General features: G+C 58.5%; 12 protein-coding genes. 8 read left to right on the top strand and 4 right to left on the bottom strand.

Translation table 11 applies throughout. The features are described 5' to 3' along the window. The first annotated feature begins 1 nt into the window (after nt 1). Genes RHP75_RS09615 through mnmC form a run of 4 tightly spaced genes read left to right on the top strand, consistent with a single transcriptional unit; the run spans nt 2 to nt 5,705 of the window. Entirely contained in the window at nt 2-685 is a 684-nt protein-coding gene (locus RHP75_RS09615) for an ABC transporter ATP-binding protein (protein ID WP_167144446.1), read from the top strand. Next, nucleotides 685-3,183 (top strand): ABC transporter permease, encoded by a 2,499-nt coding sequence (locus tag RHP75_RS09610; protein WP_311091621.1) that lies wholly within the window; start codon nt 685-687, stop codon nt 3,181-3,183. The genes RHP75_RS09615 and RHP75_RS09610 overlap by 1 nt, the downstream gene beginning before the upstream one ends. Before the next feature lie 33 nt (nt 3,184-3,216). Continuing rightward, entirely contained in the window at nt 3,217-3,714 is a 498-nt protein-coding gene (gene greB, locus RHP75_RS09605) for a transcription elongation factor GreB (protein WP_311091620.1), read from the top strand. Nucleotides 3,715-3,725: 11 nt separating this feature from the next. Continuing rightward, nucleotides 3,726-5,705: a bifunctional tRNA (5-methylaminomethyl-2-thiouridine)(34)-methyltransferase MnmD/FAD-dependent 5-carboxymethylaminomethyl-2-thiouridine(34) oxidoreductase MnmC gene (gene mnmC / locus RHP75_RS09600; RefSeq protein WP_311091618.1), complete on the top strand. Its 1,980-nt coding sequence runs from the start codon at nt 3,726-3,728 to the stop codon at nt 5,703-5,705. 33 nt (nt 5,706-5,738) lie between these two features. Here the strand turns inward: mnmC and rlmKL are convergent, their stop codons facing one another. Next, on the bottom strand, nt 5,739-8,012 hold the full coding sequence (gene rlmKL, locus RHP75_RS09595) for a bifunctional 23S rRNA (guanine(2069)-N(7))-methyltransferase RlmK/23S rRNA (guanine(2445)-N(2))-methyltransferase RlmL (RefSeq protein WP_311091617.1): 2,274 nt from the start codon (nt 8,010-8,012) through the stop codon (nt 5,739-5,741). 425 nt (nt 8,013-8,437) lie between these two features. On the opposite strand from rlmKL, the gene rmf reads away from it, so the two are divergent. Next, nucleotides 8,438-8,653, top strand: a complete 216-nt coding sequence (gene rmf / locus RHP75_RS09590; RefSeq protein ID WP_090255928.1) for a ribosome modulation factor — start codon at nt 8,438-8,440, stop codon at nt 8,651-8,653. Between the two features lie 86 nt (nt 8,654-8,739). On the opposite strand, the gene RHP75_RS09585 is transcribed toward rmf, so the two are convergent. Both RHP75_RS09585 and RHP75_RS09580 read right to left on the bottom strand, forming a co-directional pair. Continuing rightward, a complete protein-coding gene (locus RHP75_RS09585; RefSeq protein ID WP_311091615.1) occupies nt 8,740-9,768 on the bottom strand; it encodes a quinone-dependent dihydroorotate dehydrogenase in 1,029 nt (342 codons plus the stop codon). 80 nt (nt 9,769-9,848) lie between these two features. Further along, complete coding sequence (locus tag RHP75_RS09580) at nt 9,849-10,070, bottom strand: DUF2835 domain-containing protein (RefSeq protein ID WP_311091614.1); 222 nt, start codon at nt 10,068-10,070, stop codon at nt 9,849-9,851. 150 nt (nt 10,071-10,220) lie between these two features. On the opposite strand from RHP75_RS09580, the gene RHP75_RS09575 reads away from it, so the two are divergent. Further along, entirely contained in the window at nt 10,221-11,105 is an 885-nt protein-coding gene (locus RHP75_RS09575; protein ID WP_311091613.1) for a DUF6685 family protein, read from the top strand. 80 nt (nt 11,106-11,185) lie between these two features. On the opposite strand, the gene RHP75_RS09570 is transcribed toward RHP75_RS09575, so the two are convergent. Further along, nucleotides 11,186-21,526, bottom strand: a complete 10,341-nt coding sequence (locus RHP75_RS09570) for a retention module-containing protein (protein ID WP_311091612.1) — start codon at nt 21,524-21,526, stop codon at nt 11,186-11,188. A 438-nt stretch (nt 21,527-21,964) separates the two neighbouring features. Between RHP75_RS09570 and RHP75_RS09565 the strand changes: the two genes are divergently transcribed. Together RHP75_RS09565 and RHP75_RS09560 are read left to right on the top strand one after the other, a co-directional pair. After that, nucleotides 21,965-23,320: a TolC family outer membrane protein gene (locus RHP75_RS09565; RefSeq protein ID WP_311091611.1), complete on the top strand. Its 1,356-nt coding sequence runs from the start codon at nt 21,965-21,967 to the stop codon at nt 23,318-23,320. Between the two features lie 32 nt (nt 23,321-23,352). After that, nucleotides 23,353-25,503: a type I secretion system permease/ATPase gene (locus RHP75_RS09560; protein ID WP_409079730.1), complete on the top strand. Its 2,151-nt coding sequence runs from the start codon at nt 23,353-23,355 to the stop codon at nt 25,501-25,503. Nucleotides 25,504-25,506 lie beyond the last annotated feature (3 nt).

The raw sequence follows: 25,506 nt of genomic DNA, 5'->3' as shown, positions 1-25,506 counted from the left end.
CATGAGCTCAAGTATTCTCACCGCGCGAAACCTTAGCAAAGTGGTCCCCAGCACGGAAGGCGAACTCACCATACTCCATGATCTGTCACTGGAGCTGGTTTCCGGTGGCAGCCTGGCGATTGTCGGCAGCTCCGGTTCGGGTAAATCCACCCTGCTCGGCCTGCTCGCCGGGCTCGACCTGCCCAGTAGCGGCAGCGTGGTATTGGCTGGCAACGACCTGGCCAGCCTCGATGAAGATCAGCGTGCGCGCGTTCGCGCTGAGCACGTCGGTTTCGTCTTTCAGTCCTTCCAGTTGCTCGACAGTTTGAATGCCCTGGAAAACGTCATGCTACCGCTGGAGCTTGAGGGCCATGCCGATGCCCGCCAGCGCGCCCGCACCCTGCTCGAACGGGTCGGCCTGGGCCAACGTCTGACCCATTACCCACGGCAACTATCGGGTGGCGAACAGCAACGCGTGGCCATCGCCCGCGCCTTTGCCGCCGAGCCTGCGGTGCTGTTTGCCGACGAGCCCACCGGCAACCTCGACAGCCACACCGGCGAGCGCATCAGCGACCTGTTGTTCGAACTGAACCAGGAGCGCGGCGCGACCCTGGTACTGGTTACCCATGACGAGCGCCTGGCGCACCGCTGCCAACGCCTGATCCGCTTGGAAGGCGGCCACCTGGTCGACCACGTGGAACCTTGATGAAACAGCTGCCATTTACCCGCCTGCTCTCCCTCGCTAGCCGTCAGTTACTGCGCGATGCCCGCGCCGGTGAGTTGCGCGTGCTGTTTTTCGCCCTGCTGATAGCGGTCGCCGCCAGCACGGCCATCGGTTATTTCAGTGCACGCCTGAACGACGGCATGCTGCTGCGTGCCACCGAATTTCTTGCTGCCGACCTGCGCCTGACCGGCAGCTCGCCCAGCACACCCGAGCAGATCAGCACAGGTAAACAGCTGGGGCTGGAACACGCGCAGCTGGTCGAGTTCTCCAGCGTGGTGGCCAGCGATGCCGGCATCCAACTGGCCAGCATCAAGGCAGCGGACAGCGCTTACCCGCTGCGGGGCGAACTGAAGAGTGCCGCCGCGCTGTATGACACTGAACAAATCGGCACCGGCCCGCAGCCCGGTGAAGCCTGGGCCGAAGCCCGTCTGTTTGTCGCACTCAATCTGAAACCCGGCGACAGCGTCGAGGTCGGCGCAAAAACCCTGCGCCTGACCCGTGTATTGACCTTCCTCCCGGATGAAGCCGGTGATTTCTACAGCTTGACGCCGCACCTGCTGATGCACCTGGATGACCTCGCCGCCACCGGCGTGGTGCAGCCAGGCAGCCGCGTGCGTTATCAGGAGTTATGGCGCGGTGAGGCGGATGCATTGGCGCAGTATCGCCAGGGCATCACCCTCGCCCCCAACCAGCGCCTGGAAGATGCCAAAGATGGCAATCGCCAGGTCGGCAGCGCCCTGGGCCGCGCCGAACGCTATCTGAACCTCGCCAGCCTGGCCGCCGTGCTACTGGCCGGGGTGGCCGTGGCCCTTTCGGCAGCACGCTTTGCCGCCAGGCGTTTCGATGCCAGTGCACTGCTGCGCTGCTTGGGGCTGTCCCGTAACCAGGCACTCGGCCTGTTCAGCCTGCAACTGGCGCTGCTGGGGATTACCGCCAGCCTGATCGGCGCATTACTGGGCTGGCTGGCTCAGCTGGCTCTGTTCAATATGCTACAGAACCTGCTCCCAGCGCAGATTCCGCCTGGCGGGCTGTGGCCCGCACTGGCCGGCATGGCTACCGGACTGGTCGCCCTCGCAGGCTTCGCCTTGCCGCCACTGGCGGCACTCGGCCGTGTGCCGCCGTTGCGAGTCCTGCGTCGCGATATGCTGCCGGTGCCGGCCAGCTCCTGGCTGGTGTATGGCGCCGCCTTGCTGGCACTCGGCTTGATCATGTGGCGCTTGAGCCTTGATCTGCAGCTGACCTTCGCCCTGCTCGGTGGAGGCCTGGTCACCGCACTACTACTGGGTGGATTGCTGCTGCTCGGCCTGCAAAGTCTACGCCGTATGCTGGCCGGCGCTTCACTGCCCTGGAGGCTGGGCCTGGGCCAATTGTTGCGTCACCCACTGGCTGCAGCCGGACAGTCGCTGGCTTTCGGCCTGATCATTCTGGCCATGGCGCTGATCGCCTTGCTGCGTGGCGAACTGCTCGACACCTGGCAGGATCAGCTGCCCGAAAATGCGCCTAACCACTTCGCCCTGAATATCCTGCCGGCAGACAAGGACGCCTTCGCCGCTCGCCTTAATGAACTATCACCGCATCCCGCGCCACTGTTCCCCGTGGTGCCCGGTCGACTGGTGATGATCAATGGCGAACCAGTGCGACAGATCGTCAGCAAGGAATCCCAGGGCGAGCGCGCGATTCGCCGCGACCTAAGCCTGACATGGGCCGAGGATTTGCCAGCGGATAACAACTTGATCGCCGGTAACTGGTGGACGGATGCCAATACCAGCGAATTACCGGGCGTATCGGTGGAGTCCGAACTGGCCGAAAGCCTGCAACTGAAACTCGGCGACCGCTTGAGCTTTAGCGTCGGCGGCCTTAACCGCGATGCGGTGGTCAGCAGCCTGCGTGAAGTGGACTGGAATAACTTCCAGCCCAACTTCTATATGGTCTTCCAGCCCGGCACCCTGCAGGATCTACCGGTCACCTACTTGACCAGTTTCTACCTGCCGCCGCAGTACGAAAAGCAACTGGTTGAGCTGTCGCGTGCCTTCCCGGCCGTGACCTTGCTGCAGGTCGAGGCGCTGCTGGAACAACTGCGCAGCATTCTCGCCCAGGTCACCCTGGCCATCGAGTTTGTTCTGCTGTTCGTGCTGGCTGCTGGCCTCGCAGTGCTGTTCGCCGGGCTGCAAGCGACCCTGGATGAACGCATTCGCCAGGGCGCTCTGCTGCGCGCGCTGGGTGCCGAGCGCAAGCTGCTGATCAAGGCGCGCCGCGCCGAATTCGGTCTGCTTGGCGCATCCAGCGGCCTGCTGGCGGCCTTTGGTTGTGAGCTGATCAGCTTCCTGCTCTATCGATTTGCCTTCGACCTCGCCTGGCAACCGCATCCCTGGCTGCTTCTGCTGCCGCTGATTGGCGCACTGCTGGTGGGTACGGCCGGTGTTCTCGGTACCCGCCGCGCCCTGAATATCAGCCCGCTGACGGTACTGCGCGAGGGCTGATAAACTCGCGCACCACCCTCAGCAAGCTGAACCATGAGCCGTTATCGCCCACCCCGCTCCGCCGGCACGCCCTTGATCACCCCCGAGGGCTCGGCGCGCATGCGCGCCGAGCTGCATGAGCTGTGGCATGTACGCCGCCCCCAGGTTACCCAGTCGGTCAGTGAAGCTGCCGCGCAGGGGGACCGCTCGGAGAATGCCGAATACACCTACGGCAAGAAGATGCTGCGCGAAATCGACAGCCGCGTACGTTTTCTGACCAAGCGCCTGGAAAACCTCAAGGTCGTCAGCGCCCGGCCCAGCGATCCGGATAAGGTCTACTTCGGCGCCTGGGTCACCCTGGAAGATGAGGACGGCATCGAGTCGCGCTACCGCATCATCGGCCCGGATGAGCTGGACCTGAAAAACAACCTGATCAGCATCGACTCGCCCCTGGCCCGCACCCTGATCGGCAAAAGCCTGGACGCCGAAGTGCGGGTGCAAACCCCGAGCGGCGAGAAGACCTGGTACATCGTTGCCATCGACTACCTGTGACCGAGCCGCGCATGCCCTCCGTACCTGACGCCCCAACCCAGCAAGCTAGCCTTGAGTGGGATGAGCAGGGCCAGCCATTGTCCAGCCAATTCGCCGACGTGTACTTCTCCAACGAGAACGCGCTGGCCGAAACCCGCTACGTGTTTCTCGCCAACAACCAACTGCCGGAACGCTTTGCCGCGCTGACGGCCGATCAGCAGATGGTGATTGGCGAAACAGGCTTCGGCACCGGGCTGAACTTCCTATGCGCCTGGCAGCTGTTCGAGCAGCACGCCACGGCAACTGCGCGCCTGCATTTTGTCAGCGTGGAAAAGTACCCGCTGAACTGTGCTGACCTGCAGCGCGCACTGGCGCTGTGGCCAGAACTGGCGCCTTATGCCGAACAGCTGCTGGCGCAGTACGTGGCGCTGCACCCGGGCTTTCAGCGCCTGGTATTTGCCGACGGACGCATTGTTCTAACCTTGCTGATTGGCGATGCACGTGAGCTGTTCGGGCAACTGGATGCTCAGGTCGACGCCTGGTTTCTCGATGGCTTTGCGCCGGCGAAAAACCCGGATATGTGGACGCCCGAACTGTTCGCCGAACTGGCCCGACTGTCCCACGCCAGCACCACCCTGGGCACCTTCACCAGCACTGGCTATGTACGCCGTCGCCTGAACGATGCCGGCTTCAAGATGAAGCGTGTGCCGGGCCTGGGCAAGAAATGGGAAGTGCTTAAAGGTGTCTTTGTTGGTACAGCCGAGGCGACCGAAAAGCCCTGGTTTGCCCGCCCGCCGCAACCGGTTGGCGAGCGCAGCACACTGGTGATCGGCGCAGGCCTGGCCGGCTGCGCCACTGCCGCCAGCCTGGCCCAGCGCGGCTGGCAGGTCACCCTACTGGAGCGGCACGGCGCCATTGCCCAGGAAGCCTCGGGCAACCCGCAAGGCGTGCTCTACCTCAAGCTCTCAGCCCATCACACCACGCTGTCACGTCTGATCGTCAGCGGCTTCGGCCATACACGCCGGCTGCTGGAGCGCCTGCACAAAGGCCAGGACTGGGATAACTGCGGCGTACTGCAACTGGCTTTCGATTCCAAAGAAGCGCAGCGCCAAACGCAACTCGCTGCGGCCTTTCCGGCCGATTTGCTGACGAACCTGGACAGAAGCGCCGCCGAAGCCAAAGCCGGCATAGCCCTGCCCGCCGGCGGTCTGTTCTACCCAGAGGCGGGTTGGGTGCATCCACCTGCGCTGTGTGCACTGCTTAGCCAGCAGCCGACTATCCAGCTGCTACTGCATCAGGAAGCCTTGGAGCTGCGTCGTAACGGTGACAACTGGCAGGCCTGGAATGGCGAGCAGTTGCTGGCCAGCGCCAGCGTGGTGGTGTTGGCCAGTGCCGCCGAGATCAAAGGGTTTACCCAAAGCGCAGGCTTACCGCTTAAGCGCATTCGCGGGCAGATCACTCGCTTACCAGCCACCGCAGCCAGTCGCGCATTGAACACTGTGGTATGCGCCGAGGGCTACGTTGCGCCGGCACGCCAGGATGAACACACCCTGGGTGCGAGCTTCGATTTCAACAGTGATGATATGACGCTGAACAGCGCCGATCACGCAAGCAATCTGCAGTTATTGGACGAGATATCAGCCGAGCTTTCCGGCGCACTAAACGCCGCAGCACTCAACCCCGAACACCTGCAAGGCCGCGCCGCGTTTCGCTGTACCAGCCCGGACTATCTACCGATTGTCGGCCCGTTAGCTGACGCCGCCGCCTTTGCCGAGGCCTATGCGGTGCTAAGCAAGGATGCCCGCCAAGTGCCAGAAATACCCTGCCCCTGGCTGGATGGCCTATATATCAACAGCGGGCATGGCTCACGCGGGCTGATTACCGCGCCGCTGTCCGGCGAGCTGATCGCCGCTTGGCTGAACAACGAGCCGTTACCCGTGCCCGCCGACGTGGCGCAAGCCTGCCATCCGAATCGCTTCGCATTGCGAGCGCTGATCCGCAACAAGGCTTAACCCGGCGCGCCTGTCAGCAGGCGCGCGCACGGGTCAACCGCGCAGGCTAAACCGCCAGGCGCGGTGGATTTTCGGGTTGCGGGCGAAATCTGGATCCAGGGTCGAAGCGCTGATTTCTTCCACTTGATACCGCGCCGCCAGGCTCTCATCGAGCTCAAACTTGCGGAAGTTGTTGGAGAAATACAACACACCGTCCTTGGTCAGGCGGGCCATGGCCAGATCGAGCATTTGCACATGGTCGCGCTGCACGTCGAAGATGCCTTCCATGCGCTTGGAGTTGGAGAAGGTCGGCGGGTCGATAAAGATCAACTCGTATTCGCCACGGTCTTCGGCCAGCCAGGCCATCACGTCACCCTGCTCCAGGCGGTTCTTGTCCGAATAGCCATTGAGCGACAGGTTGCGCCGCGCCCAGTCCAGATAGGTTTTCGACAGGTCGACGCTGGTGGTGGTACGCGCGCCGCCCTTGGCCGCATGCACAGTCGCGGTGGCGGTGTAGCAGAAAAGGTTGAGGAAGCGCTTGCCGGCGGCCTCTTTCTGAATGCGCAGGCGCAGCGGACGGTGATCGAGGAACAGCCCGGTATCCAGGTAATCGGTGAGGTTGACCAGCAGCTTTACGCCGCCCTCGCTGACTTCCATAAACTGGCCCTGAGTGGCCTGGCGCTGGTACTGCTTGGTACCGCTCTGGCGTTCGCGGCGCTTGATCACCACCTTGCTCTTGTCGACGCCCAGCGCCTGCGGAATCGCGGCAATGGCGTCGAACATGCGCGCCTTGGCTTTCTCAGGGTCAATCGACTTGGGCGCAGCATATTCCTGCACATGCACCCAATCGCCATACAGATCCACCGCCATGGAATATTCCGGCATATCGGCGTCGTACAGGCGGTAGCACTCAACGCCTTCCTTACGCGCCCATTTGCCCAGCTGCTTGAGGTTCTTCTGCAGGCGGTTGGCAAACATCTGCCCGCCTTCACTCAGGCGCGCCTGTTCGACCACCGGAGCCGGTGCAGCCGCCGGTTTGATCGGGTTACCGTTCTTGTTGTACTGGCGCTCCACCGGTTCAAGCGGCGCCTTATCGGCCTCAGCCTGCTCACGCTCGCGTTCACGCTGCTCAGGCGTACGGCGCTCACCGGTGACGAACTGCTCGGGCTGCACCTTGATCAGCAGCAATTTGCACGGCAGAGCGCCGTTCCAGAAGGCGTATTGCTTGTGGCTGCGGATGCCCATGCGCTTGCCCAGGTCTGGCGCGCCGGTAAACACCGCCGCTTCCCAGCCCATGCAAGCCTGACGCAGACGCTCGCCGAGATTCTGGTAGAGATACAGCAGGCTGGCTTCATCACCCAGGCGCTCGCCATAGGGTGGGTTGCAGATCACCAAGCCTTTCTGGTTCTGGTCTGGACGCGGCTCGAAGGTCGCCACTTCGCCCTGATAGACCTTGACCCAGTCGCTCATGCCCGCGCGTTCAATGTTATTGCGCGCCGGCTGAATCAGCCGTGGGTCGGCTTCGTAACCGCGAATCCACAGCGGTGGCTTGGCCATACCTGCTGCTGCGCGCTCTTCGGCCTCGGCGTGCACCTTCTTCCACAAGGCCGGCACATGGCCCAGCCATTTGCTGAAGCCCCATTGCTCACGGGTCATATTCGGCGCGATGTCGGCGGCGATCATCGCCGCCTCGACCAGGAAGGTGCCGACGCCGCACATCGGGTCAGCCAATGCGCCGCCTTCTGCCGCGATACGTGGCCAGCCGGCGCGGATCAGTACGGCAGCGGCGAGGTTTTCCTTCAGCGGTGCAGCACCCTGCTGCAGGCGGTAACCGCGCTGGTGCAGGCTATGGCCGGAGAGATCGAGGGAGAGAATCGCCTCACCGCGATCCAGGCGCAGATGAATGCGCAGGTCCGGGTTGAGCTTGTCGACCGACGGCCGCGTACCGTCTTTCAGGCGCAGCTTGTCGACGATGGCATCCTTGACCTTCAAGGCGCCGAAATGGGTGTTGTCGATACCCGAGCCGTTACCGCTGAATTCCACGGCCAGACTGCCGGTGGATTCCAGGTGCTCGAACCAATCAACTTCCAGCACGCCTTCATAAAGGCTCTGGGCGTCCTGCACGCTGTAGCGTTTGAGCACCAATAGCACGCGGTTGGCCAGGCGCGACCACAGGCACAGACGGTAGGCGGTTTCCATGTCGGCCATGCCACGGATGGCCGAGGTGTGCTCACGCGCATCTTCAAGGCCGAGGCTGCTGGCTTCTTCGAGCAGCAGGCCTTCAAGACCCTTGGGGCAGGTGAGGAAGAGTTCGTAACGATCCGACATGGGAGTTTCCAGTGCCTAAGGCAATCAACGGCGCACCGACAAATCGGCACGGCCAAAATAAGTGACAAAGCGTCGCAGCGCGACCCTTCGTCGGAATAAACAACAGTCTCAATCGCAATTCATTCGCGATAGCAAAACACCAGCACACCCGACGCATACGCCCACAGCATAGGCGCTGCAGCGAAAAAACCGGGCACTTGCCATAACGCCTTATGGCCCGACCCTCAAAAAGGTTACGGCCTTATGACGAAACGGTCATTCACAGGCACCCGCGCATTCGTTAGAAATCTACCTAGGTCAGCACTGCAACGGTGCTGGCAAGGAGGCTCGCGACGCCGGCAGCGGACTCCGTAGGCAGAACGTTTCTGCCTGACCTTGCTACAAGGTCTAAGGGACATAACAGTCAACATTGAGGGCTACACCCTATGAGAAGACTTAAGCGTGATCCGTTAGAAAGAGCTTTTTTGCGCGGCTATCAATACGGCATCAGTGGTAAATCCCGCGAACTCTGTCCATTCACCCTCCCCTCTGTCCGCCAAGCCTGGTTAAACGGCTGGCGCGAAGGCCGCGGTGACAATTGGGACGGCATGACCGGCACCGCCGGCATCCATCGACTCAACGAACTTCACGCTGTCGGCTGATTCAGGAACCTACCGACTCACCATGCGCGCTCCATCCGAGCGGCGGGCGCGAGCCCAGGGGCTCCTTTAGGGAGCCCTTTTTAGTTTCAGGCCTTGTGTGGCAGCGCCGCAATTGCATCCACCGCTTCACGGATCAATGCCGGGCCCTTGTAGATAAACCCCGAGTAGATCTGTACCAGGCTGGCACCTGCAGCGATCTTCTCAGCCGCATGCCTGCCTTCGGTAATCCCGCCCACGGCGATGATCGGCAAACGGCCTTTCAATTCACCGGCCAGCACCTGAACAATGTGCGTGCTCTTCTCACGCACCGGTGCGCCAGACAGCCCGCCCGCCTCATCGGCACACTCCAGACCATGCACACCTTCGCGGCCCAGCGTGGTGTTGGTGGCGATCACCGCATCCATGCCGGCTTCAACCAGCGCATTGGCAACTTCGATAGTTTCTTCATCGCTCATGTCCGGCGCGATCTTGATCGCCAGCGGCACACGCTTGCCGTACTGCGCGGCCAGATCTTCCTGACGCTTACGCAGGGCTTCGAGCAATTGCTTGAGCGAGTCGCCGAACTGCAGGCTGCGCAGCCCCGGCGTATTCGGCGAGCTGACGTTAACGGTGACGTAGCTGGCGTACTGATAGACCTTGTCCAGGCACAGCAGGTAGTCATCCACTGCGTTCTCGACCGGCGTATCGAAATTCTTGCCGATATTGATGCCCAGCACGCCCTTGTATTTGGCTGCCTGCACACGGGCCAGCAGGTGATCTACACCGTGGTTGTTAAAGCCCATGCGATTGATGATCGCCTCCGCCTCAGGCAGACGGAACAGACGTGGCTTGGGGTTACCCGGCTGCGGACGCGGCGTCACGGTGCCAATTTCCACAAAACCGAAGCCCAACTGAGCAAAACCATCGATGGCGTCGCCGTTCTTGTCCAAGCCGGCAGCCAAACCGACCGGGTTGGGGAATTCCAGCCCCATCACCTTGACCGGCAGCGCGGCCGGCCTCTTGGTCAGTAAACCGTTAAGCCCCAGACGACCGCCAGCACCGATCAAGTCGATGGACAGTTCATGGGAGGCTTCGGGGGAAAGTTTGAACAGCAGCTCGCGGGCCAGGGTATACATGGGCAGGCTTAGCTCGATAAAGTTACAAAGGCCGCGATTATAGCCGGCTGCGCACCTGATAGGCGAGGCGCATGGCGCTATCAGCCCAAGCGGCGCAGGCTGAGTAACTCACCGGCAGCGCTGAACTCGAGTTCGAAGGAACCATAGACTCCATCATGGGTCAGAAACGGCCGAAAATGGTGGGCCGGCACACTGACGCTCCGTCCGTCGCGACTTTGCACTAATATCCGGTTGGCACGCCCTTGATAGACCACACGCAAGCGCTCGGCCGGTAACGCAATATCAAACACCAAACTGGGCATGGAGGCACCTTTGCAACTGATTGCACCAATTTTGCCATACGCCGTGCGCATGCCCGGTAAAAAACCTGTCTCTACGGCCGATAAAGCCTGTGCAGGGCCTTGTGGGCTCTGCCAAACTGGCAATGGTGATTTTGGAGTTCGTACCTGGCCATGAGTCTGTCTGAGCAGCCTTCCACCCTCAGCTCACGCCTCGGTGCCTTAGCGCAACGGCTAGGCCTTATCGGCCGTGGGCAACGCCAGATACTCGAGCGCGCCAGCCAGCTTCGTCTGCCCTTCAGCCCTTTGCCGCAACTGCGTGACAGTATCTGCTGGCAAGACGGCCCACAGCTACACCGCCTGACAGACCTGCCCCGCAGCGCCCTCTCCGGCCCGGTTCAGGAAGACAAGGCGCAAGCCCACGCCATGCTGGTACGGGTGATTGAAGCGCAAGAACAGCAGCTGACATCGTTCGATCTGCGCATGATCGACGGCCTATCGACCTGCAACCCTCAGCAAGCCAACCACGCCAGCTTCGAGGCTTTCGCCGCCAGCGAACCCTGCCGCCAGGTACGCATCATCAGTTACAAGGACTTCGTCAAAGCCATCAGCCAGGCGCTACCACGTTTTCTCGCTGGCGAACGTATCAGCCTGCGCCAAGCCAGTTGGCGCGGTGACCGTGTGTTCTGGGCCGGCGAACATCACAGTGAAGCTTTTGCCTGCGCCATCGCCTACGCTCGCAGGCGCGAACTAGAGGTCAACCTGCCGGCCGAACTCAGCCATTACCGCTTGAGCGAGCAAGGCCTCAGCAACCTGCAACAGCACTACCACGTGCTGGGTATGCCCAATGCGGCCTGGAGCGATCCTGCCTTTATGGCGCTACTGCTGGATAACGGCCTGCCCTATGCGCGCTTATCCCTACTGGGTGGCCCAAGCTCACCGGAATTTCTTCTGCTACCCAAACACTCCAGCGAAGCCACAGCACTGGGTGAAGGTCTGCGCCTTGCGGGTGCACCAGATGTGGTGGGGTATCTGCAGAAATTGCAGGCACAGAGCTAATTCCGTTTAGGCTGCCTCAACTCTAAAGACATAAAAAACCCGCTGCCTTTAAGACAGCGGGTTAATCATCTGTACTCAGATCAAACAGTTACTTTGAGGCTGTCATCTCCCAACATCGCAGTTATCACACCAGCAGCATCCATTGCCCCATAGGCGGCTTGCAAGTTGACCCCCTCCAAGACAATGGTTTGACCGGTTCCGCCACCGGCTCCAGCGTTAGCATCCACCGTAATGGTGGTGTTGGTGCTGAAGGCAAACGTCAGGTACTGACTCAAACTTCCGGTGGTATCATCCTCTCCAACCAGCAACTGCGACAGATCCAGTGAGTCGACGCCTTTAACAAAGTCGGTCACCGTAGTGATACCTGTATTACCTAGAAGCCATTTAAAGGTATCGGCACCCTCACCACCGGTCAGCGTATCGCTACCACCATTGCCAATCAAAATGTCGTCACCTTCAAGGCCGACCAATGAATTGGTACCACTGGTACCGGTCAGAACATCGTCGAAGCGCGAGCCGACAAGGTTCTCTATGGAGTTCAGCGTATCTGAACCAGCACCACCGGTGTTCTGAGCGGTTCCAATACTCAAGTCCACCGTCACACCGCTAATGGCATCGAAATACCCAGCAGTATCAGTACCCGAACCACCGTTGAGAGCATCGTCGCCGCTGCCCCCCACCAATAGGTCGTTGTTATTGCCACCGTTGAGAGTGTCGTTACCGTCGTTTCCGATCAGGATGTCGTTGCCACTCTCTCCATTGAGGGTGTGACCACCGACTAGGCCATCGACCAGAATATTGTCGCCATTCGTGCCATCCAAAGCACCACTGGTGTCCAGCGTGATCGATACCGTGGAGGTGTCGCTCGCCCCACCCCCAGAGGAGGCTGTGTAGTCGAAGTCCGAGTTGCTATTCCCTCCACCTGTATTGCCGTTGTTATCGTTGAAGTTGACCGCTCCGTAGAAGCTGGTCCCTGCAGTATGTAAGGCCGCGCCACCAGTAACGGAGCTGATACTGGTGATATCCAGGCGGCCATCCGGATCGCTATCGTCCCACAGCAACGCCCATTCCGGTATTGCGACAGAAACGTTGCCGACGTTAGTGCGAACAGCATCACCACTGGTACTAGTGCTATCACCACTCGCTGTAATGTTGATAGTCGCCGTATCGAGCACACTCAGTGCGCCGCCGCCAACTTGGCCTTCATCATTGATCATTAGTAATAGTGTGGCAGCCAGTACAGGTGCGTGGACCGCGCTGTAGCTGATGCTGCCAGCCGAACCACTACCCGCATCGACCCCTCCCAGCAGGTTATTCAGTTGATTGAGAGTGCCTCTGAATGTTACTTGCGAGGTCCCACTACCACTCAGGTTGGTAACACCACTATTGCCCGCAATGACATTCAAAGTTCCCTGAGAAACTGCCAGAGTGACTGTTCTCAGCCCTGTTCCGCCATCAATATCCCCTACCGACAAACCAGTACCACTCAACACCAAACTGCTGCCTTCTGTAGCGTTGTAGCTTGCGTTGGTGATAGTTGCCGCCGGTGCATCATTGACGGGTGTCACATCGATAGTGAGTTGATTCGACGTCGGATCAAGATCCGTACCACCGTTCACAACCCCGCCGTTGTCACGCACCTGGAAGGTGATATTGGCGTAACCATTGCCATTGGCATTTGCGGCCGGCGTGAACACCAGCAGACCGAGATTGCCTACAGCGATCTCAGCCGGCACAGCACCGCCGTTGTAGCTGAGCGTACCACCGCCACTGAACGCGGTAATTTTCACCGACATCAAGCTATCGCCGTCCGAGTCGCTGAAGCCAAAGTCTGCACCGGAGAACACCTTACTACCGTCTTCAAGCACGCTAAGAGTTGCATCGCTGCCACTCGGTGCCTGATTAACGTCCAGTACAGTCACCGTCAGATTTGCACCAGACGGATCGCCGTCCTTGTCGACAATGACGTAGTTGAAGGACTCACTAACATCCGCACTGACCGAAGCAGGTGCGACATAGCTCCAGGCTCCAGTGGCGAAGTTGAAGCTCAACTTGCCTCCCAGCGCCGTACTGATATTGCTCAGCTGATTGCCAGCGATGTTCGGCCCACTACTCGGGTCAATGGTGCCAGCGCCATTCCAGGCGTAGGTAATGCCGTTGATTTCGATAGACAGAATTCGACCTGCGCCATCAGCGCCAAAACTATCATCAGCATTGGCACCCACGCCCCCAGCAGCATTGTCATTACCCAACAGCACATTGCCGTTGACATCGCCTCCAACAATTTGCCCCAGCAGCGTATCGATCAGGTCGTCGAAGTTGTCAACCAAAATCGGCGAACCGCTACCATCTAGATCTACATCCTGCAAACGAGCATTGTTGATGCCATTGCCTACACCGATAGTGGTGACATTGATTCCGTTGTTATCAATGAAATCATTCCACTCATCTGCAGTGTCGCTGAGCAGCGAATTACCGCCTTGGGTATCCACATTTGGATTGCCGTCACTAATGAAGAACACTTGGTTATTCCAGCCCGATAGCGGGGCATAGACATCCATGGTTTCTTCCACAGCAGCAGTGAAGTTGGTATTACCGTTGAATGGACGATCATCAATGATGTCATCTACAAGGGCGTTGAAAGCGGCCAAAGTGGTCACAGGGGCATAGGAAGTAGCTCCCGTAGAAAAAGCCACCATGGTTATTTTCACATCGCCACTGGTACCGTTGAAAAGCGCCTCACCCGCCTCCCGCACGGCCTCCATCATCTCTTCGAGCTCGTCGTCGTCGATACTGCCACTGGAGTCCAGTACAAAGGCAACGTTAAAGTCCTCGCCACTGCCTTCGGCAACCGAGGCACTATCGTTCAATGCTTGCGGGCTATCGTCATCGACGTTGATCGACAGCGTGCCCTCAGCCTTGTCGCCATCCTTGTCGGTTACCTGATAGCTCAGGGTGAAAGCCTGGTTGTTCTCCAAATCGGCATTGGCATGTTGGATCGGTGCGCTCTGGGTGACGGTGTAGGCACCCGTAGCGGTGTTCAGCGTCAGCGTCAGCACTGTGGTGGTGCCTTGCTTGACCAGCAGTTGCGAGCCATCCGGGCTTGCCTGGTAGGTGAAGCCACCCGGCGCTCCGGATTCTAGCCATTTCACCGTACCTGCACCGTCAGCACCGAAGTTGTGCTGCAAAGTGCCACCGGCATTCACCGAGTCGGCATCGTCGGTACCGCCGGGGCCACCCGCTATGCCATTCGCCAGCGCGTCATCGTCCAATTGCACGGGTGCATTGGCACTAGCGGTTGGCACATCGTCTTCAATCTGTACCAAGAAGCTGCCCGCCAGTGGCACAGGATTAACCCCGTTGCTGGCCTGCAAAATACTGGCGAAATTCATCACCAGCAGTTCGTCGTCATCACCGTTGCCCAATGGGTGGTCGAGTGGTTTGAGTAAGGTAAAGGTGTAGTCACCGTCACTTTCCACCTGCAGGGTGAAGACGGTCTCCGTACCCGCCTTGGCGCTCAACATATCGCCAACCACGCTGTATACCAGAGGAGTCCCACCGGATGAGGCACCATCCAAACCGCTGGTATTACCAGACAGGCTGAACAGAACGCCGACAGATGGCCCGACCACCAAGTTGCTGACGCTGCCGGTGGCGATAGTAGTTTCCCCATCGCCATCAGTGATACCGCCTGGCAATTCGTCTTCAACAACTTTGGCAATGACCGGGCTTATATCCTCCACATACACAGTCAAAGTCGCTTCAGACGGATCACCATCCTTATCGACGATGACATAGCTGAAGGTTTCAACCTTGTCGCCACCACCACTACTTGGAGCCTTATAGGTCCAAGCACCTGTGGCGAAGTTGAAGTCCAACTTACCGCCATGGGTGGTGGGGATATTGCTCAGTATCTGGTCGCCATCAAGCACACCATCCCAAGTATAGGTGGTGCCTTTGATCTCGATGGACATGATCCGGCCGGGGCCATCTGCTCCATAGCCATCATCGTCACCAGTGCCGCCATTATCGACACCGTCGCTGCCATGCAGCACATTGCCACTGACCAGGCCGCCCACCACGTTATCAAGCAGCGTGTCGACCAGGTCGTCAAAGTCACCTGCTCGCAACGGGTCGTTGTCCGGTCCTGCATCCATATCAACGTCTTCTAGACGCTGATCAATGATGCCGTTGCCTACGCCGATGGTAGTGACAGTGATTCCGTTAGTGTCGACAAAGGTATTCCAAGCCGCCGCAGTTGCGTCAGCCAGTGAATGGCCTCCGGTCCCCGTCTGTTCATTGGGGTTACCGTCACTGATAAATACGACTTGGTTGTTCCAGCCTGGCTGTGGCACATAGGAAACCATGGTCTGCTGGATTGCATCGGTGAAGTCAGTAGTGCTATCCAGTGGCCGCGAGCCACCCAGTTCTAAGGGGTTAAGCGAGTTCACCAAGTCGGTAAACGTAGTGATATCGCTGCTTACCGGATAACCGATCGAGTCGTGTGAAAACGCCACGATCTGAATCTGCACAGCACCGGCAGCGTTGTTGAACAGCTCCTGACCGGCCGTGCGTACAGCATCCAGCATCTGATCCAGCTCGTCATTGTCGATGCTGCCGCTGAAATCGAGAACGAACACCATATTGATGTTCTCGGTCTGACCGGTGCTGACATAGGCCACATCGTCCTGAGCCACCGGGGTATCGTCATCTACATTGATGGCCAAAGTCCCGTCGGCTGTATCTCCATCTTTATCGGTAACCCGATAATTGAGGATAAAGGCCTGATTATTCTCCTGATCAGCATCGGCATGCAGGATTGGTGCGTTCTGCGTAACGGTGTAGGCACCGGTCGCGCTATTCAACGTCACAGTCAGCACCAGGGTTGCGCCCTGACTAATCAACAACGAACCGCCAGGGCCTGCCGAATAGGTGAAGTCTGTAGGCGCACCGCTGGTAAGCCACTGCACATTGCCAGCACCGTCAGCACCAAAGTTCAGCCCCAGCGTACCGCTGACGTTTAGTGCGTCAACGTCATCATTCGTGCCACCCGGAATACCATTAGTAAGGGCGTCGTCGTCGAGTTGCACCAAGGCATTCGGTAGCACACTCGGGCCGTCATCTTTGAAACTGATGACCGTACCAATATCAAGACTGGCGCTGGCCTGATCACCATCCCCATCAGTCACGACAGCATTCAAGCTGACATGCCCCGCGCCAAGGAACTTGGCTTCATCTGGATCGCCTGTTGGATGAACAATGGCGCGAATCTGATCAAGAGTGACGGTGCCTGTCGGATTGACACTCAGGGTAAATACCAGCTGATTGCTGATTGAAGTACGGCCTTCAATGACCCCGGCATTCAGGCTAAGGATCACTTCCTGATTGGTTTCGGTATCGATCAAACCTGAGTTGGCGTTTTGCACGCTCAGGTTATAGGTCAGGCTTTGTAGACCATCAGCCCCAGGCTGCACGTTGAACACACCACTGAAATTAGCCGTGACATCAATATGGAAGGTTGACTCATCAACCTGCAGTGCAGAGCCCCAAGTGACATTAGTGCCGACATCGTTGTAGTCGTAATCCGAGGTGAGTGTTTTGTCCTCCCAGTTCTGATTACCTGCGTTACCGGTATCCTGCAAATGCGAGCCGCCAGGATTCAGACTGGCATCACTGAACAGCACATTGGCACCGTCCGCTCCCACTAGCGGCACACCACCCAACTGAGCCTGCCACTGACCAGCGACAAACTCGAAGGTCACGACCGAGCCGTTTGCCAAACCTGGATTGGCTCCGCCATTAGGGATGATAAAAAAGCCGGTATTGGCTGGATCCAGACCACTGAGGTCAGCCACATCGCCGACGGATTGGCCATGCACATTGGCCCAGATCACTTTGCCGTCTACTGGTGAACCATCTGGCGCCTTGTTGTAGTAACCATAGGAGTTGCTGAAGCCCGCATCGGTGCCTTGGAAGGTGACAAAGGAAGTCACACCAATATTCCCGGCCTGAATGGTCGGAGTATCGTCATCGATCGTCACGACCAACGAGCCCGTGGCCGAGTCGTTATCACCGTCAGTCACCGTGTAACCGAGATTCAGGGTGATATCGTCTTCGGTACCACTGACAGGGTGCATCAGCGGTTGCAGCAAGTTGATGGTGTAGGCGCCGCTGGCTGGGTCAGTGAGCACCACTTTCAGCAATGCCCCGCGGGCAGAGCTAATGGTCAGGGTATTGGAGGGAGCATCCCAGCTGGATGTCACAGCCTCCGACCCCAGGCTCATCGGACCGCTGAGCGCGATGGATTTGAGGCCATCAGCGCCGGCATTGAATGCCAAATTCCCACTGGTGCTGGTAGCTGCCCCGCCAACGTCGCCCGGACCACCATTGATACCGCCAGGGAGGCCTTCGTCATCAAGAACAACTGCTGCGGTGACCTGGCCGGCAGTTGGGGCATCGTCTTCGAAGCGAATCACATGGCCGATATCGACTTTGTCGACCGCAACATCACCGTCGCCATCAGTAACAGTCAGCACTGCTTTGATTTTGCCGCTGAGGCTAAGCGACTCGTCTGCATTGCTGCCATCCGGATGTTTAAGGGAGATGTACTGCGCAACACTCAGCGTGCCGTCAGTGCCAATCGCTACGGCAAATGCTGCCTTGCCAATATCGGCGCCGCCATCAACACGGCCGACGACCAGATCACCCTCGACATACAGACGGATAGTGAAGCCGTCTGTAGTTTTCAGCCCTGAGTCCATGCCATTGCTGCCCTGCAGGGCCAGGCTCAGAACGGTTGTTGCGCCCTCTTCATCCTGGCCAACACTACTACCCGCAACACTTACAACCGCACCACTGCTTTGCGCGTATCCGACAGGATCCAGATCAGTACCCGGTGTACCAACCGCAGCAAAGAGTGCTGACAGATCAGCCACATCATTGTCGTTGGCATCCCCTGGAATGAGTGGAGTGGCGACTGCATTTTGCAGCCCTGCAGACTCGTCGTGGGTAACCCCAGCATTTCTCACCAGGCTGATGTTCGCGGTGGGGCCGTCATCCTCGAAACGGATCACGCTACCAATATCGACCTTATCAACCGCTACATCGCCGTCGCCATCAGTGACCGTCACAACCGCCTGAATCTTGCCCGCCAGACTGACGGCTTCATCAAAGCTGCTGCCATCAATCGGATGCTCAAGCGACACATACTGAGCCACGCTCAGCGAACCGTCGGCACCGATAGCAATAGCAAATGCGGCCTTGCCGGCATCTGCACCACCCACGATGCGACCAACGATCAATGCGCCCTCAAGATGCAAAGTAATGCTGTAACCACTGGTGGTACGCAGGCCGGAATCATCGCCATTGCCGTTTTTCACCACCAAGCTCAGCTGGACAGTCGCACCCTCTTCGTCCTCACCGTAACTGCTACCCAGGGTAGTTACTACGGGAGTTGCACTCTTGGCAAAGCCAGTCGGGCTGATGTCTGTACCTTTGTTGGCAACGCCATCAAATACCGACAGGTAAGCCACATCATTGTCCGTAATATCGCCCAGTGCCCAGGTGTTCCAGAAGTTCTGCAAGCCAGCGCTTTCATCGTGGGTCACATCAGCCCAAGGGCCTTTGAGATTGATGTGCGCAGTGGGGCCGTCATCTTCGAAGCGAATCGAGCTGCCAATATTGACCTTATCGACAGCCACGTCGCCGTCACCATCTGTCACTGTCAGCACTGCCTGCACTTTGCCGGCCAGGCTTACTGCTTCGTCATAACTGCTGCCGCCAATTGGATGTTCCAGCGATACGTACTGCGCAACGCTGACTGTGCCATCCGCGCCAATGGCAACGGCAAAGGCGGCCTTGCCGGCATCCGGCCCACCGACGATACGCCCAACCACCAGATTGTTTTCGACATAGAGTTTGATGGCAAAACCAGCAGTGGTCGCCAGCCCAGAATCAGCCCCATTACCGCCGACCACTGCCAGGCTGAGCTGTGAAGTCGCCCCTTCCTGATCCTGCCCATAGCTGCTGCCGGCAGTCGAAACCAACGGACCATTGCTTTGCGCATAGCCTTTTGGAGAAAGATCACCGCCTCTGTTCACAACACTGTTGAACAGACTGGAGATGCCATTTACGTCGTTATCGTTGGCGTCCTCAGCTGGTGCTGGGGTGGCCGTGGCATTCTGCAAACCATGCGATTCGTCATGCACCACACGCACGCCATGCACAGATTTGATATTGGCAACAGGGCCATCATCCTCGAAACCAATCACATGGCCGACGCTGACTTTATCCACCGCCACATCACCATCACCGTCTGTCACGGTAACCACGGCCTTGATCTTGCCAGCCAGGGTTACCGCTTCGTCATAGCTGCTGCCACCAACCGGGTGTTCCAGCGACATGTATTGGGCAATGCTGATCGAGCCATCGGCACCGATGGCTACAGCAAAGGCTGCCTGCCCAGCGAAATCACCACTGGCAACACGGCCAACAACCAAGCCGTCTTCGAGGTAAAGATTGATGGGGGTACCATCGGTGGTTTTCAGACCAGAATCACTACCCGACGCACCTGTCAGTTCGAGGCTGAGGACCGTAGTGGCACCGGCAAGATCTGAACCGTAGCTGCTGCCAAATGTGCTCACGATGGGCGTCAGGCTACGTGCAAAGCCTGTAGGGTCGATATCCCCACCCTTGTCAGTCACACCATTGAATGCTGATACAAAGCTGACATCGTTATCCCAATCACCCGGTTTCCACCAAGAGGTCAGGAAGTTCTGTAGCCCTGCGCTTTCATCATGGGTTACTTGTGCCCATGGACCTTTGAGGAATATGCAGGCTTGTGGACCGTCATCTTCAAAGCCAATACGCGATCCCAACTCGACGATGGGAGAGGTTGCCGAATCGCCATCGTTGTCGAAGATCTTCACGGTCACGCCGACCAGGCCTTCGCCAATGGCAGCCATGGTGTCGTGGTTATTACCGTCATCGCCATGATCAACAGCCGCATATTGGGTGACAGAAACAGTACCCGTGCTTGAGTTGATGCTGATACGGAACACCACCAGGCCGCCGTCGGCGATGCCAAGAATGTCGCCTGCGTCTGCACCATCACCACCAACAAACGACAGCAAGATCGGGCCACCCGCCGTGGCGGTAAGGCCCGAGTCAGCGTCATCTTCCGACAAGGTCAGGGAGAAGGTCCTGGCCTCAAGGTTTTCACCATCAGCACCTGGATCAACGGCCAGGGAAAAGATACTTTCCAAGTTAAAACTGGCGTAGCCAATAACGCCGGTTTCACTGCCTGAATAACCGGTTTCATCGTTATTTGACGCGTAGCCAGACTCATCTTTAGTCGAGCCGCCGGTACCAACGGACTCATCGACGACCAGCAGTCCTCCCTGCTCAGAAATGTCAAAGCGCAGGATGCTGGGACCATCGTCATATATGGCGATTGTGAGTGGCGCAGTGGGTGATACATCACCATCGTCGTCAAACACACGAACAAAGAACGGGTCGAGCAGTTGATCATCGGCCCCAACAGCATCGGGAATGGAATGGTTGAGCGTGTTGTCGGCCAGGGTGTAGGTCCAGTTGCCGGCAGCATCAAATACCAACTGCCCATAAACGCCCTGAACCACCCCACCGCCTTGCACGTTGATCCACACACCATCCTTGTCCAGCACCTGGATGGCCGAGATACCGTCGGGGGAGTTGATGATCAATGAGCCGGAGACATTTTCTGCGTTGCTGCCAGGGTTCGAACCTGCCTGGCCATCAAGGTTGGTTACTGCGTCGGGGTTGAGCGCTGCTTCCTCAACGACACCTGGGCCTGTAACAACAGAGCCTTCCTGATCGAAGTAGATAATTTCAATTGTGGGCGAAGAGTCCGGCGCCTCATCAGCAACCACTGGCTCAGGATCGGGAAACTCCGGCCCTGTGCTCAGCCCTTCGGTTGGGAAGCCAATGATCGGATCAAGCGCGCCGCCGGTTTCACCCAGCAATACAAAGGAATGGCCACCGCCCACACCGCCAGCGCCACCTGCACCACCCGCACCTGGGCCCGCTGCGGTTGCTTCGCCTTCAAGGGTCGGGTCGACACCGGCCTCAATGGCGGCCTGTAATTGCTCAACATCGGTCAGATCGCCGTCACTCGGCGCAGCCGGAGGCGTTTCTGCGGTTGGTGCTGGCTGACTGGAATTGCCTGCGAGCATTTGCTCGTTGAGGTTCAGGCTGCTATCGCGGCCCAGAGTAAGTTGCTGCCCATTGCTCATGGCAACCGCAATAGATCCAGCGGCCCCAGTAACGATTTGTTCCCCCGCAAAAACCCGATCACCTTCACTGAGTGGCCGACGCGTTCCGTCGCCAGCTACTGCATAGACTTCGCCGATAACTTGGCTGACGACACCAATCAAAGTAGCCATGATTCCATCCTCACTACAACTGCCGACCACCGCCGACACGTATGCCAAAAAAGGTCTGAATACCTTTCAAGGAGAGAACAAAGCCACTGGCTGATTACAACGACGTCACACTCAAAAACAAAAACGACAAAAAACTGTCACCCTGACCCGCGTCGCCCACCACACCAGAAAGATCCCGCCCCTATTTGCATCTGACCATCTGTTTTAGCCGCGCACGCCACTTAAGAGCACGAAATGCACGGCTTCTGGATGAAAACAATGTGCTGCTTTTCGCAGACTGCATAAGATTTTTTTCTTATAGGGCTTGTAACAATTTTTTCTTAGCTACGCTTGAAACTGTTCTTAGCTGTGATGTTACAGGCTGAGAGTAATCCACAAGACAGATAAGCCATTTTTTTGGCGACGGGATTTAGAGAATCTTATAAGGAGAGTTACCAGATGCGCGCACTCAACCCTTTATGGAGCAGTATCGTGCTGGCAGCGGTCTGTACCCAGGCACAAGGCATCACCTTGTCGGAGGCGATCCAGAGCACGCTGGACAACCACCCGGAGGTTCATGCTGGGGCAAACAGCCGCCTTTCATCGGATGAAGAAGTCAAGATTGCTAAAGGCGGTTATCTGCCAACCGTCGACCTGCTGATGGGTTATGGTCGAGAAAACACCGACAGCCCCAGCACCCGAGCACTGGGCAATCACAACACCGAAACACTGACCTACGGCACCTCCGAGCTGCGCCTGCGGCAGATGATCTTTGATGGCTTTAATACACCCAATGAAGTAGCGCGCACCAAAGCCGTTGTGAACTCCCGCGCTTATCGCTTGCTCGGCACCTCGGAAAGCCTGGCCCTGCGTACCGTTGAGGTCTATTTGGACCTACTGATGCGTCGCGAAATGGTCGAGCTCGCACGCAACAACCTGCAGGCTCACCAACGTATTCATGATCAGATCAGCCTGCGCAGCCAACAAGGCGTTGGCAGCACGGCGGACCTTGACCAATCCGAAGCGCGTTTGGCGCTGGCAGAGAACAACCTTTATACCGAGCAGGTAAACCTGGCCGATGCCGAAGCCAACTTCTTCAGTGCCGTTGGTCGTATGCCCGACGAACTGGCCTCCCCTGCCTCACTGAAAGGCTCATTGCCGGAAAATCTCACCGACGCTCGGCAAGCGGTAATCGATAACAACCCCTTCCTGAAATCCGCACAGGCCGATGTGCAGGCAGCCGAGAAACAATACGAGGTTGCCAAATCGACCTTCTACCCACGCGTGGATCTTGAGCTAGCCACCAATGCCGACAACAACACCCAGGGCGATGAAGGTCATAACAACGGTTGGCGTGCGGCTGTGGTAATGAACTACAACCTGTTCAACGGTATGCGCGACAAGGCGCGCCTGCAATCGACTGCCCATCAGATCAATGAGTCGATGGACATCCGCAACAACGCCCTGCGTGTACTTAACGAAAACCTTTCCCTGGCCTGGAATGCCATGGAAAACGCCCGACTGCAAACGCCAAAAGCACGTGATTACGCGGATTACACCGCGCGTGTTCGCGAAGCCTATCAACAGCAGTTCAGCCTGGGCCAACGCACCCTGCTCGACTTGCTGGACAGTGAAAACGAACTCTTTACCGCCAACCGCCGTTACAGCGAAGTACGCTTTAGCGAAGAGTTCTCGATGTACCGGGTAACCGCAGCGATGGGTGACTTGTTGCGTCAGCAACAAGTGGTCGTACCGGCAGAAGCTGTAGCCCTCACCGAAGTGAAGAGCGAGGCCCGTCTGCCGGACATGAAGTGAACCGGCATAAGGAGTAGTACACCTTGACCACCATGGAACGGCCGGGGTCATCCAGCGATCCGCGTCTCAACCACGACGACCCGCTGCTTGATGGCTTGTTGATTCTTTGCAAACTCCACGGCTGCTCAGCCAGCCGTGGCAGCTTGAGTGCAGGTCTGCCTTTGCCAGAGCAGCGCCTGACTCCTGAGTTACTACCCCGTGCTGCAGCGCGGGCGGGTTTGCAAGGGCGTTTGCTACAACGCGATCTGGCCAGCATCTCAACCCTCAACCTGCCCGTTCTGCTGCTGTTGAAAAACGGCCGTAGCGCTGTGCTACGTCAATGGGGCCCGAAGAACCAGGCGCAGATACTGCCCTGCGAAGCCGATGGCGGCGAACAGTGGGTCAGCCGTGAACAACTGGCCACCGAATACAGCGGCCAGGCCTTCTTTGCCCGCCCGCGACACGAGTTGGAAGAGGCACGCTCACCGCTCGTACCGCGCATCGAGGCCTGGTTTCGCGACACCCTGAAGCTGTCACGCTGGCTGTACACCGATGCAATTCTCGCCAGCCTGCTGATCAACCTGCTCGGCCTGATGGTGCCGCTGTTCGTCATGCAGACCTATGACCGCGTCGTACCCAACCAGGCCACCTCAACCCTCTGGGTACTGGCCATCGGCTTGTTCATCGGCATGGGCTTCGAGCTGTTACTGAAAATCCTACGCTCACACTTACTTGATACTGCAGGCAAGAAAACCGATGTGGTGCTGTCAGCCACTTTATTCGAACGCATCACTGGCATGTCGATGACAGCCCGCCCGGCCACCATAGGCGGCTTTGCCCAAAGCATTCATGACTTCCAGGGCCTGCGCGAATTTCTCACCGCCGTAACCCTTACCAGCCTGATCGACCTGCCCTTCTCGTTTCTGATGATCACGGTGATCTGGCTGATCGGTGGCTGGCTGGTGGTTATCCCCCTGCTGGCGTTTCCGATCACCGCGCTGTTCGCCTTTATCATCCAGGCGCGTCTGCGCGATACCGTGGAAAAAAGCCTGCAACTGGCCTCACAACGCCAAGCACTGTTAATCGAAACCCTCGGCGGTCTGGAAACCCTGAAAGCCTGCAGCGCGGAAAGCGAACGCCAGCACCAGTGGGAGAAAACCCACGGTGCCCTCACCCGGCTGGATATACACGCCCGTTCGCTGGCGGCCATCGCCACCAACGGCACGCTGTTTCTGCAACAGTTCGCCGGCATGGCCACTATCGTCGCAGGGGTTTACATCATCATCGCCGGGCAGCTCAGCGTTGGCGCGCTGGTGGCCTGCTACATGCTGGGCAGCCGCATTCTCGCGCCGCTTGGGCAGATTGCTGGACTGATCACCCGCTACCAGCAAGCGCGCCTGACCATGACCAGCACCGATGCGCTGATGGCTTTGCCGCAGGAGCGTCAGGCTAAACAACGCCCACTGGACCGCACCCAACTGCACGGAGCACTGGATGTACGTGACGTCACATTCAGCTACCCGGGACAAAGCACCCCGGCGCTTGCAGGCGTCAGCCTGCGCCTGACAGCAGGTGAACGCATCGGCATCATCGGCCGCAGCGGCTCCGGCAAGAGCACCTTGGCGCGCTTGGTGATGGCCTTCTACACGCCCAGCAAAGGGCAGATCCTGCTGGACAACCTCGACCTGCGTCAGCTCGACGTGGCCGATTTGCGCCATCAGATTGGTTACGTCGCTCACGACCTACCGCTGCTGGCCGGCAGCCTGCGCGACAACCTGACGTTAGGCGCACGCTATGTCAGCGATGCACGCATGCTAGAAGTGGCCGAGCTGACCGGTGTGGTCGATCTGGCCCGGCAACATCCGCAAGGTTTCGATCGCCCCGTGGGTGAGCGCGGCCAATTGCTGTCCGGAGGGCAACGCCAGGCCGTGCTGCTGGCCCGCGCGCTGTTACTTGACCCACCCATTCTGCTGCTCGACGAACCCACCAGCGCGATGGACAACACCAGTGAGGAAATCCTGCGCAACCGCCTGCAAACCTGGGCCCAGGGTAAAACCATGCTGCTGATCACCCACCGCGCTTCAATGCTCAGCCTGGTAGACCGTCTGGTGGTGCTGGATAACGGCCATATAGTTGCAGACGGTCCGAAAGAAGCAGTGATTGAAGCGCTACGCAAAGGTCGAGTTGGCCCTGCCGCGGTATAGGAA

It is taken from the genome of Pseudomonas sp. SG20056 (assembly GCF_031764535.1).
Lineage (GTDB): Bacteria > Pseudomonadota > Gammaproteobacteria > Pseudomonadales > Pseudomonadaceae > Aquipseudomonas.
Note: the sequence above shows the minus strand (reverse complement) of the source record. Positions and strands in the feature narration are given on the sequence as shown.

What these genes read in the sequence shown, in the direction of transcription:
- greB (WP_311091620.1), top strand. Translation starts at nt 3,217, where the DNA reads ATGAGCCGTTATCGCCCACCCCGCTCCGCCGGCACGCCCTTGATCACC.
- mnmC (WP_311091618.1), top strand. Translation starts at nt 3,726, where the DNA reads ATGCCCTCCGTACCTGACGCCCCAACCCAGCAAGCTAGCCTTGAGTGG.
- RHP75_RS09580 (WP_311091614.1), bottom strand. Translation starts at nt 10,070, where the DNA reads ATGCCCAGTTTGGTGTTTGATATTGCGTTACCGGCCGAGCGCTTGCGT.
- RHP75_RS09570 (WP_311091612.1), bottom strand. Translation starts at nt 21,526, where the DNA reads ATGGCTACTTTGATTGGTGTCGTCAGCCAAGTTATCGGCGAAGTCTAT.
- RHP75_RS09615 (WP_167144446.1), top strand. Translation starts at nt 2, where the DNA reads ATGAGCTCAAGTATTCTCACCGCGCGAAACCTTAGCAAAGTGGTCCCC.
- RHP75_RS09610 (WP_311091621.1), top strand. Translation starts at nt 685, where the DNA reads ATGAAACAGCTGCCATTTACCCGCCTGCTCTCCCTCGCTAGCCGTCAG.
- RHP75_RS09560 (WP_409079730.1), top strand. Translation starts at nt 23,353, where the DNA reads ATGGAACGGCCGGGGTCATCCAGCGATCCGCGTCTCAACCACGACGAC.
- RHP75_RS09565 (WP_311091611.1), top strand. Translation starts at nt 21,965, where the DNA reads ATGCGCGCACTCAACCCTTTATGGAGCAGTATCGTGCTGGCAGCGGTC.
- RHP75_RS09575 (WP_311091613.1), top strand. Translation starts at nt 10,221, where the DNA reads ATGAGTCTGTCTGAGCAGCCTTCCACCCTCAGCTCACGCCTCGGTGCC.
- RHP75_RS09585 (WP_311091615.1), bottom strand. Translation starts at nt 9,768, where the DNA reads ATGTATACCCTGGCCCGCGAGCTGCTGTTCAAACTTTCCCCCGAAGCC.
- rlmKL (WP_311091617.1), bottom strand. Translation starts at nt 8,012, where the DNA reads ATGTCGGATCGTTACGAACTCTTCCTCACCTGCCCCAAGGGTCTTGAA.
- rmf (WP_090255928.1), top strand. Translation starts at nt 8,438, where the DNA reads ATGAGAAGACTTAAGCGTGATCCGTTAGAAAGAGCTTTTTTGCGCGGC.